This is a genomic window from Nitrospirillum bahiense (assembly GCF_007828025.1).
Taxonomy (GTDB): Bacteria; Pseudomonadota; Alphaproteobacteria; order Azospirillales; family Azospirillaceae; genus Nitrospirillum; species Nitrospirillum amazonense.
In genome coordinates, this window is the sequence record NZ_VITO01000021.1 from 97,871 (window position 1) to 106,672 (window position 8,802).

The 8,802-nt window shown below is 67.3% G+C and carries 10 protein-coding genes; 1 reads left to right on the plus strand and 9 read right to left on the minus strand.

What is annotated here, in order from left to right; genetic code table 11:
- Nucleotides 1-33: 33 nt before the first annotated feature.
- Both FBZ88_RS24210 and tsaB read right to left on the minus strand, forming a co-directional pair.
- On the minus strand, nt 34-522 hold the full coding sequence (locus tag FBZ88_RS24210; protein WP_246138832.1) for a GNAT family N-acetyltransferase: 489 nt from the start codon (nt 520-522) through the stop codon (nt 34-36).
- Nucleotides 522-1,289 (minus strand): tRNA (adenosine(37)-N6)-threonylcarbamoyltransferase complex dimerization subunit type 1 TsaB, encoded by a 768-nt coding sequence (tsaB, locus tag FBZ88_RS24215; protein WP_145619635.1) that lies wholly within the window; start codon nt 1,287-1,289, stop codon nt 522-524. The genes FBZ88_RS24210 and tsaB overlap by 1 nt, the downstream gene beginning before the upstream one ends.
- Before the next feature lie 62 nt (nt 1,290-1,351).
- Here tsaB and ddpX point away from each other — a divergent pair, with 62 nt between their 5' ends.
- Nucleotides 1,352-1,927, plus strand: a complete 576-nt coding sequence (gene ddpX / locus FBZ88_RS24220; protein WP_145619636.1) for a D-alanyl-D-alanine dipeptidase — start codon at nt 1,352-1,354, stop codon at nt 1,925-1,927.
- 125 nt (nt 1,928-2,052) lie between these two features.
- Here the strand turns inward: ddpX and FBZ88_RS24225 are convergent, their stop codons facing one another.
- The 7 genes from FBZ88_RS24225 to trpS form a co-directional block, all read right to left on the minus strand.
- Complete coding sequence (locus tag FBZ88_RS24225) at nt 2,053-2,643, minus strand: malonic semialdehyde reductase (RefSeq protein ID WP_145619637.1); 591 nt, start codon at nt 2,641-2,643, stop codon at nt 2,053-2,055.
- A 162-nt stretch (nt 2,644-2,805) separates the two neighbouring features.
- The gene (locus FBZ88_RS24230) at nt 2,806-3,855 is read right to left on the minus strand and encodes a glucosaminidase domain-containing protein (protein WP_145619638.1); all 1,050 of its coding nucleotides are present in this window, start codon (nt 3,853-3,855) and stop codon (nt 2,806-2,808) included.
- Between the two features lie 466 nt (nt 3,856-4,321).
- Nucleotides 4,322-4,876: a NifU family protein gene (locus FBZ88_RS24235; protein ID WP_004271492.1), complete on the minus strand. Its 555-nt coding sequence runs from the start codon at nt 4,874-4,876 to the stop codon at nt 4,322-4,324.
- Nucleotides 4,877-5,253: 377 nt separating this feature from the next.
- On the minus strand, nt 5,254-5,766 hold the full coding sequence (locus FBZ88_RS24240; RefSeq protein ID WP_145619639.1) for a universal stress protein: 513 nt from the start codon (nt 5,764-5,766) through the stop codon (nt 5,254-5,256).
- Between the two features lie 43 nt (nt 5,767-5,809).
- Entirely contained in the window at nt 5,810-6,529 is a 720-nt protein-coding gene (locus FBZ88_RS24245; protein WP_145619640.1) for a TIGR02186 family protein, read from the minus strand.
- A 23-nt stretch (nt 6,530-6,552) separates the two neighbouring features.
- Nucleotides 6,553-7,476, minus strand: a complete 924-nt coding sequence (locus tag FBZ88_RS24250; RefSeq protein ID WP_004271490.1) for a sulfite exporter TauE/SafE family protein — start codon at nt 7,474-7,476, stop codon at nt 6,553-6,555.
- Between the two features lie 147 nt (nt 7,477-7,623).
- Nucleotides 7,624-8,622: a tryptophan--tRNA ligase gene (gene trpS / locus FBZ88_RS24255; RefSeq protein ID WP_145619641.1), complete on the minus strand. Its 999-nt coding sequence runs from the start codon at nt 8,620-8,622 to the stop codon at nt 7,624-7,626.
- Nucleotides 8,623-8,802: the final 180 nt, after the last annotated feature.

Consider the following 8,802-nt stretch of genomic DNA (forward strand, 5'->3'; position numbering starts at 1 on the left):
GCTTATTTTGTTTCCGTGGCCGTGCGCGCGGCTTTACCCTGCGGCGTTGGCGCCCACCGCGCGGCGCAGCAGCAGCGCCGCCACGGACTGGCCGCCAAGGTGGTAGTAATTCGCCCGGCGGCCCACGGGTTCAAAGCCCGTGGCGGCGTAAAGACGGCGGGCCGGCGCGTTGGTCTCCGCCACCTCCAAATAAAGCGCGGCGGCACCGGCGGTGGCGGCCGTATCGACACAGGCCTGGGTCAGGGCGGTGCCAAGGCCCCGGCCCCTGGCCGTGGGGGTAACCCCGATGGTAAGGATCTCCGCCTCGTCCACCACGGTGCGGATCAGGGCCATGCCCAGGGGTTCCTGTTCATCCTGGGCGATCAGGGCGGCCACGCCGGGCAGGCCCATGAGATCGACAATGGCCTGGGCCGACCAAGCCGGTCCGGCCACGTCGGGATCGGCGAAGCACAGGGCGTGCACCGCCGCCAACACCTCGGCCTCGACCGCCAGCGCGGGGCGGATCCGCCAGGCGGCCGCCATCAGGCCGGTTTCCCCGGGGCCACCGTGACATCCGGTGCCCGGATGTAAAGGGGGTTGGCCGGATGGGTGGCCAACACGGCCGGGGTGGCCAGCGCCGTCATGCGCGCCACCGCCAGCGCCGGCCCCTCGGCGGAGAGCCCAGCCACCAAATGGTCACAGCCGGCAATGCTCAGCACCGTCGCCAACGCGGGCGCCGCATCGCCCAGCAGCAGTGGCAGGCCGGGCAGGCGGGCGGCGAAGGCCGGCACATCGGCCGGCAGCACCGCTTCCGGTTCGGACAGGGCCAAGCCGGTAGCATCGAACGCCTGCAGGTAGACGTCATCGCGCCGGCTGTCGATGGCGACCAGCAGGGGCCGCCCGTCGGGCACCGTGCCCCCCAGGCCATGAACGGCGGCGTGGGCGAAGGCCTGCAGGCCGGTGACGCCCATCAGCGGCCGGCCGGCGGCCAGCGCCAGGCCGCGCGCCGCCGCCAAGCCCACGCGCAAGCCGGTGAAGGCGCCGGGGCCGATGGTGACGCCGTAGCGGTCAATAGCAGCGTAATCCAGTCCGGCCTCGGCCAGCACCTCTTCCACCAGGGGCAGCAGGCGCTCGGCCTGGCCCCGGGCCAGCGCCTCGGCCTTGGCCGCCAGGGCGCGGGACTCGCCCGTGGCGGGATCCACCTGCCACAGGGCCACAGCGCAGACGCTGGTGGCGGTGTCGATGCCCAATGCTATCGTGGGCCCCGGCAGGAAGGCATCGGCCGGTGAGCTGGCGCTGGTTTGGCCCATATGGCGGTTTCCCTAGAACGTTCCCGAACCCAAGACATACCCAAACGAGGCAGCACGCGACCATGGCACCCACCGGCCAGCCGCATTTCATAACCATCGCCCCAGGGTCGGGGTTCGACGTCGACCTCGACCTTCGCTATGCCACGGCCGACAACCTGACGGGAAGCCCCCTGTATAGCCGGCCGACCTGCCTGCTGCATCCGGCTGCCGCCGCCTGCCTGGCCCGGGCCGTTACCCGCGCGGGCGCGCTGGGCCTGCGGCTGCGCATCTTCGATGCCTATCGCCCGCCGCAGGCGCAATGGGCGCTGTGGCGGGCCCTGCCGGATCCGGTGTTCATCGCCGACCCCCGCGAGGGCTCAAACCATACGCGCGGCGTGGCGGTGGATCTCACCCTGGCTCAAGGCGACGGCACACCGCTGGACATGGGCACGGGCTTCGACGATATGAGCCCCCGCGCCTACCACACCGACGACACGGTGCCGGCGGAGGTCCAGCGCAACCGCGCCCTACTGATGGGCATCATGGCCGTGGCGGGGTGGACGCACTACGTATCGGAATGGTGGCACTACCAGCTGCCCGACGCCCACCGCTATCCGCTGGTGGACGACGGCGCGCTGGGGCCGAGGCTGACGGCCTGAGGTGCTGGCCTGAACCCTAGGGGCCCAGGCCGCACTTTTTACCCTAGCCCGCGACTGCGGGCGCCGCAGGGCGGAGCGAAGATAGCCAAGCCAGCGGATGCTGGCGCCCGGCGCCTGAGGGAACCTCAAACAATACTGCACGCTTCCTCGAACTCCAGCCGCGGCAGGCGTGGGAAGACCTTGGCTGGATCGCCATAACCCAGGTTGCACAGGAAGTTGGACTTCACCGTGCTGTCGGGAAAGAACTCGGCATCGACCTTGGCGTTGTCGAAACCGGACATGGGGCCGCAGTCCAGGCCCAGGGAACGGGCGGCCAGCATGAGGTAGGCACCCTGCAGGGTGCCGTTGCGGAAGGCCGTGGTGCGGGCCAGCTCTTCGCTGCTGGTGAACCACGACCGGGCGTCGGCATGAGGGAACAGCCGGGGCAGCTGGTCATAAAAGGCCAAGTCATGGCCGATGATGGCGGTGACCGGCGCCTTCATCGTCTTCTCGGTGTTGTTGCCGGACAGGGCGGACTTCAGCCGTTCCTTGCCCTCGGCCGAGGTCACGAAGACGATGCGGGCTGGGCTGCAGTTGGCACTGGTGGGGCCGAACTTGAACAGGTCATAGAGTTCGCGCAGCAGCGCCTCGGACACCGGCTTGTCGATCCAGCCGTTCTGGGTGCGGGCGGTACGGAACAGCAGGTCCTTGCCTGCCTCGGTCAAGGGTTCGCTCATGGGATCCGGTTTCCTGCCTGTGATTGTCCGGGTGGGGGCCCCGAAGCATGCCGGGGGGAAGCATGCCGAGGGGTCTGGGGCGCCGCAAGACTGCCGGCTTCGCGGCGCCCGGAAAATCAAGAAACCGTCAAGAGAGCGGGCGGGCCCGTGCAAGTGGGCGCGTCAGCTGGCCCGCTTCACCTGCACCACGATCTGTTGCGGCTCGTTGTGCAGCACCGCCTGGTCGAAATCGCGCAGGTTGTTGGTGCGGATGAGGGAGCGCACGGCCTTCACATAGACTGGACCCAGTTCGGAATACTTATCCAGCGTGTTCAGCAGCAGCATGGTGTCCAGCGGCTTGCCCTGCCGGCGCAGGCTGGCGCGGGTGGCGCGGAACTGGGCGTAGGCGTCGTGCGTGTTCAGGTTCTGCATGTAGACGCGCACGCATTCCAGCAGATCCTCGAACTTGCGGAAGCGCGAGGTGTCGCCGGGGTGACGGTTGCGGGGGGTGATGCCCTCCTTCTCCTCTTCCGACCAGGTCAGCTGGCCGAACAGGGCGTTGCCGTGCTGGGCGAAGCGGGACGTGCCCCAGCCGCTTTCCTCGGCCGCCTGGGCCAGCGCCATGGACACCGGCACCACGTCCACCCGGCGCAGCAGGGCGTCGAGGTCGATCTTGCGGGCGGGATCCATGCCGTAACGGGCCGCCAGCCGCGCCACCCACACCTGATCCAGCGGCGACATGGCGGCGCCGGGGGTGGGCGTCGTGGCGGTTTGGGCCGGGTCGGCGGCGGCGTGGGGCGTCACGCCCACGGCCGGGGTACGGACGGCGGCGGTCACCACCGTGCCGCCGATGGGCGCGTTGGCATTGGCGGGGGTGGGGGCGGCGGTCACGGCCGCCTTGGCGGCGGCATCGGCCGGCACGCCCTTCATGCTGTCGCGCAACGCCATCAGGCGGGCGCGGTCCCGCTCGATCTCCTCATTCACCAGCAGCAGCAAGGGCAGCATGGTGTTCACGAAGATCTGCTTGCGGTCGTCCACGCTGTCCATCTTGCCGAGGTCGCGGGGCAGGCCCGCCAGCACGATGCGGGGCACGGGACGCTCGCCGGTGCGCACCTCGTCCAGCGTGAAATTCTTTTCCTTAAACAGGGCCAGCAGGTTCTGCGCGTCCAGCTTGGGCTGGACGGTCACGGGCTGCTGCACCTGGGCCACGGCCGGGGCGGCCGGGCGGGTCACGGGAATGATAAAACCGGTGGGTGCCAGAAGCGGACCGCTTCCGGACGCCAGCTCAGCGAGGGTTAACGGGAACACCGCGAAAACCATCACGAGCACGGAACCAATAGCCAGCCAGCGCTGCGCGGGAATCCCCGCAGTGTCGACCTTCGCCATTAATGAATGCTCCGAACAGTTACCGAGGAACGTCCAGACGCCCGCCCCATCGATCGCGTCCACAGCTCAGGGACATAGGGCGATCGGGGTACGCGTCCATGGGACGTTTTTGCTGCCGGAAATCAAATCCGGGATAATCCGTTCAGCCATGCCCAATGGGCCCGCCACTATGTGGGCCATTCTCCAGGCCGGCATGGCTGCACGGGAACTTACACCGTCGGGGGGACGCGTCTCTGTCGGTCCCAGTTCCCATCAGGTGCCGCCCACCAAACCATCCTCCCCGTTCCGATCCGGGGGGTGGGCGGCGCGCATACTAGCGGGCAGCGCGCACTTCGACAACCTCAGGAATGTAATAACGCAGCATGTTTTCGATGCCGGCCTTCAATGTCGCGGTCGAGCTGGGGCAGCCGGCGCACGAACCCTTCATGGTCAGGTAGACCACGCCCTTGTCGAAACCGTGGAAAGTGATGTCGCCACCATCCTGCGCCACGGCCGGACGCACGCGGGTGTCCAGCAATTCCTTGATCTGGGTGATGATCTCGGAATCTTCTTCTTCACCTTCGCTGTGGCCGTCTTCCGCCTCGTCCAGCAGGACGGGGCGCTCGGCGGCGAAATGCTCCATGATCCGGCCCAGGATCTGGGGCTTCAGCGTGAACCAATCCTGGCTCCCCCCCTTGGTAACGGTGACGAAATCACCGCCCAGGAAGACCCGTTCCACGCCGTCGACATCGAACAGCGCCTGCGCCAGGGGAGAGCGGTCGGCGGCCGTCCGGTCGGCGAAATCGGCCGTTCCCCGCGCCAACACCTCCCGGCCCGGAATGAACTTCAGGGTGGCCGGATTGGGGGTGTCCTCGGTCTGGATGAACATTCGGAAAACCTTGAAAGACAACACGGAAATGTGGATTTAAAATACGGCAGCGCGCCGTATGTGCACCAGCATTTTAGCCAAAATGGGGCCACTGTCCGCCAATATCAAGGCGTCACGTCACAGACCCGGTCTGCGCGACCCCGCGCCGGGACTGGCACGGCCGCAAAACAAGCCGCGAAAACCCTCGGAAACGGCCGGAATTAGTGCCTGTGGCGATGCGATGCCGGGCCCGCGATTGCGAGCGCCGGCGGATTTTAAAAGGTCGGATTTTCAAAAGCGGAATGACCGCCATCACCGCTTTTAAAAATCCCGGTCACAGTTTTAAAACAGGGCGCCCACCCATATCGCGAACGCAAGAATGCCGGTCTGGCCGCGCCTCAGGTGATCAAATCCAGCTGCAGGTCATTCAGCGAGCCGGGAACGATGGTGATGGGGATGCGCAGCGTGCCGGACATCTTGCCCACGATATAGGTGATGAGGGGGCCGGGCCCGGCGGTTCCGGTACCGGCGGCCAACACCAGGATGGAGATGGTGGGTTCCTCCGCGATCAGGGCCAACAGCTCATCGCGGGTGTCGCCCTCCCTTAGATAGATCGCCGGGGGGGAGCCGCAGATGTCCACCACATCGCGGGCCAGGCGCTGCAGCAGCTGCTCCGCCTCCTCCCGCCGTTCCTGGCGCATCAGGTCCTCCACCGCCGCCCAGTGCTGGAAGTCGCCCGGCTCGATGCAGTGCATCAGGGCGACCCGGCCGCCGGTGCTGCGGGCGCGCCGGGCGGCGTAGTGCAGGGCGACGGTCATCTCTTCCGTCTCGTCCACCACCACCAGGAAGATGCGGGTCTGGCAGGCAGCGGGAGCGGTGCTCAGCGCGGAGGTGGGATCTTCGGTGGACATGGGACGCGGCACCCCTCTGCTCAACGGTTGGAACGATCAGGCCTCAGCCCTTGCGGAAGACGCTGCCGGCCAGCCAGCCGGCGCCCACCGCCAACAGCACACCCACCAGGCCATAGACCAGGCCGTTGTGCTGGGCGAAGTCGAAGATGTCGGCGGAGAAGCCGATCTTGCTGACGGCCAGCGGCGTGGTCTGAGCCCCCACCACGTCCTGGTTGCGGATGAGGTAGACGCTGACGGTGTACAACCCGATCGGCACGTTGGCCGGAAAGCTGATCGAGGTGCGGAACAGGCGCTGGCCCAGGAAGACCACCTCCCCCACTTCGGTGCCGTACAGCCCCTCGCGCTGCTTGTTGCGGATCAGGGCGGCGCGGAACTCCGCCACCGTGGCCGCATCGGCGTCGGCGCGCGGCAGCATGCGCACATGATCAAGCCCGATTTCGTGGCGCTGAGCAACCGCCGGCGGCAGCAGCGCGTCCAGCGGCTTGTTGCTGGCGACGCCGTAGAAACCGGGAACGTGGGAGAATTTCAGGGTCTCGTTGTTGATCCAGATGCCGGCCATGCGGTCCTTGCGCCGCACGGTCTGCGAGGTTTCCGGCCCCTCGATCACCACGGCGACGTCGCCCGGCTGGTCGATGGCGCCGAACAGCACAACGTCGGTGCCGGTGAAGCCGGTGGTGATGGCGATCAAATGGCTGGACAGGTCGGCCACCAGGGTCTGGGCCCGCGCCGGTGTCCAAATTGCCAGCAACGCCAGCACAGCCATCGCCCCGCCCCAGCGCCGCGCCCTCATTTCGGGCCCGCCGTGGTGGTGATGGAATAGAGGTCGTCCGGCGTCAGCACCAGGTCCACCGCCAGCTTGACGGCCACCCCCAGCACGGTCAGGGCCAGCAGGGCGCGGGCCTGTTCGCCCTTGAGATAGCCGCTGGCGCGCGAGCCGAGCTGGGCCCCCAGCACGCCGCCGATCAGCAGCATCATGGCCAGCAGGATGTCGACCGTGTGGTTGGTGGCGGCCTGCAGCACGGCGGCGACCGCCGTGGTCAGGATGATCTGCAGCAGCGAGGTTCCGGCCACCAGGGTGGTGGGCATGCCCAGGATGTAGATCATGGCCGGCACCAGCAGGAAGCCGCCGCCGATGCCCATGATGGCCACCAGCACGCCACCGATGAAGCCGATGCCCACCGGCAGCAGCACGCTGATGTACAGGCGCGAGCGGGGGAAGCGCATCTTGAACGGCAGGCCATGCAGCCAGGTGTGGTGGTGCAGCTTGCCCCGCGTCGCCCCCTTGCGCCGGCCACGGAACAGGGCGCGCACGCTTTCCATCAGCATCAGGCCGCTGATGCCCCCCAGGAAGATGACGTAGGACAGGGAGATGACCAGGTCGATGTGGCCCAGCCGCTGCAACATGCCGAACAGCATGACGCCCAGCACGGTGCCGACGATGCCCCCGGCCTGCATCACCAGGCCCAGCTTCACATCCACGTTGCGCTTGCGCCAATGGTACATGACGCCGGAGACGCCGGCCCCCACCAGCTGGTTGGCCTGGGTGCCCACCGCCACCGCCGGCGGCACGCCGATAAAGATCAAGAGCGGCGTCATGAGGAAGCCGCCGCCCACACCGAACAGGCCCGACAGGAAGCCGACCATGGCCCCCAGGCCCAGGACCCAGAAGACATTGACCGACATCTCGGCGATCGGCAGATAGATTTGCATGGGACCCTTAAGGCGTGCCGGCCACGGGTCCAACTCTACCCGAGCGGCGGCACGCGGGCCATGGCCCTTGCCGTCGCGCCCAAAGAAAAACGGCACGGGAACAGGTCCCATGCCGTTGATCTCAAAGCACCGGAACCTCTGCGCGGCTCAGGGCCGCAGCAGGCCCACGATGTCCTTCACCTCGGCCATGGTCCGGGCCGCGATCTCATTGGCCTTGTCGGCCCCCTTGCGCAGGATCCGGTCCAGCTCGGCCGGGTCGGCCAGCAGCTCGTTCATCTTGGTCGTGATGGGCGACAGCTTGGCCACCGCCAGGTCGCACAGATCGGCCTTGAAGGCGGAGAAGGTGGCGCCGGCGTGGCGGGACAGGGCGTCCTGCTTGGAGATGTTCTCCAGCGCGGCGTAGATGGTGACCAGGTTGTCGGCCTCGGCCCGCTTGGCCAATTCCTCCAGCGTGGCCGGCAGCGGCTCCGGATCGGTCTTGGCCTTGCGGATCTTCAGGGCGATGGCGTCGGCGTCGTCCGTCAGGTTGATGCGGCTGTAGTCGGACTCGTCCGACTTGCTCATCTTCTTGGTGCCGTCGCGCAGGCTCATCACCCGGGTCGCCTCACCCAGGATCTGCGGTTCCGGCAGGGGGAACACGTCCTTCTCATAGAAGCGGTTGAAGGCGCCGGCGATGTCGCGGGCCAGTTCCAGATGCTGCTTCTGGTCCTCACCCACCGGCACGTGGGTCGCCTTGTACAGCAGGATGTCGGCGGCCATCAGCACGGGATAGGCATAGAGGCCCAGGGCCGCCATGTCCTTCTGCTTGCCCGCCTTCTCCTTGAACTGGGTCATGCGGTTCAGCCAACCCATGGGGGTGTGGCAGGAGAAGATCCAGGCCAGTTCGGAATGACCCGACACGGCCGACTGGTTGTAGATCAGGTTGCGGTCGGGATCGATGCCGGCGGCGATGTAGGCTGCGGCCACGGCGCGGATGTTCTTGGTCAGCGTCGGCGCGTCCTGCGGCAGCGTCAGGGCGTGCAGATCCACGACACAGAAGATGCATTCATACTGGTCCTGCAAGGCCACCCAGTTCCGCAGCGCGCCCAGGTAGTTGCCGAGGTGGAGCAGGCGGGTCGGCTGCATGCCGGAGAAGATGCGGGTCATGGATATGGCCTTGGCAGGAAGATAAAACCGGATGGCGAAGGTAGGGCCCCGGCCCCCTGGCGGTCAAGCCGGGCCGGGCGGTCCTCAGGGCAATCGCTTGAAGCGCTGGTTGACAGCGGAGCTGGCATAAGCGTGTAGCCTTCGCCGTAGAAGGATGATTCATAGGAAGCCATCGATTGC

Excerpts from the sequence above, each read along its gene's own strand:
- FBZ88_RS24240 (WP_145619639.1), bottom strand. The coding sequence starts at position 5,766 with ATGTCCACCGAAGATCCCACCTCCGCGCTGAGCACCGCTCCCGCTGCC.
- FBZ88_RS24210 (WP_246138832.1), bottom strand. The coding sequence starts at position 522 with ATGGCGGCCGCCTGGCGGATCCGCCCCGCGCTGGCGGTCGAGGCCGAG.
- FBZ88_RS24235 (WP_004271492.1), bottom strand. The coding sequence starts at position 4,876 with ATGTTCATCCAGACCGAGGACACCCCCAATCCGGCCACCCTGAAGTTC.
- FBZ88_RS24250 (WP_004271490.1), bottom strand. The coding sequence starts at position 7,476 with ATGCAAATCTATCTGCCGATCGCCGAGATGTCGGTCAATGTCTTCTGG.
- FBZ88_RS24225 (WP_145619637.1), bottom strand. The coding sequence starts at position 2,643 with ATGAGCGAACCCTTGACCGAGGCAGGCAAGGACCTGCTGTTCCGTACC.
- tsaB (WP_145619635.1), bottom strand. The coding sequence starts at position 1,289 with ATGGGCCAAACCAGCGCCAGCTCACCGGCCGATGCCTTCCTGCCGGGG.
- trpS (WP_145619641.1), bottom strand. The coding sequence starts at position 8,622 with ATGACCCGCATCTTCTCCGGCATGCAGCCGACCCGCCTGCTCCACCTC.
- FBZ88_RS24245 (WP_145619640.1), bottom strand. The coding sequence starts at position 6,529 with ATGGCTGTGCTGGCGTTGCTGGCAATTTGGACACCGGCGCGGGCCCAG.
- ddpX (WP_145619636.1), top strand. The coding sequence starts at position 1,352 with ATGGCACCCACCGGCCAGCCGCATTTCATAACCATCGCCCCAGGGTCG.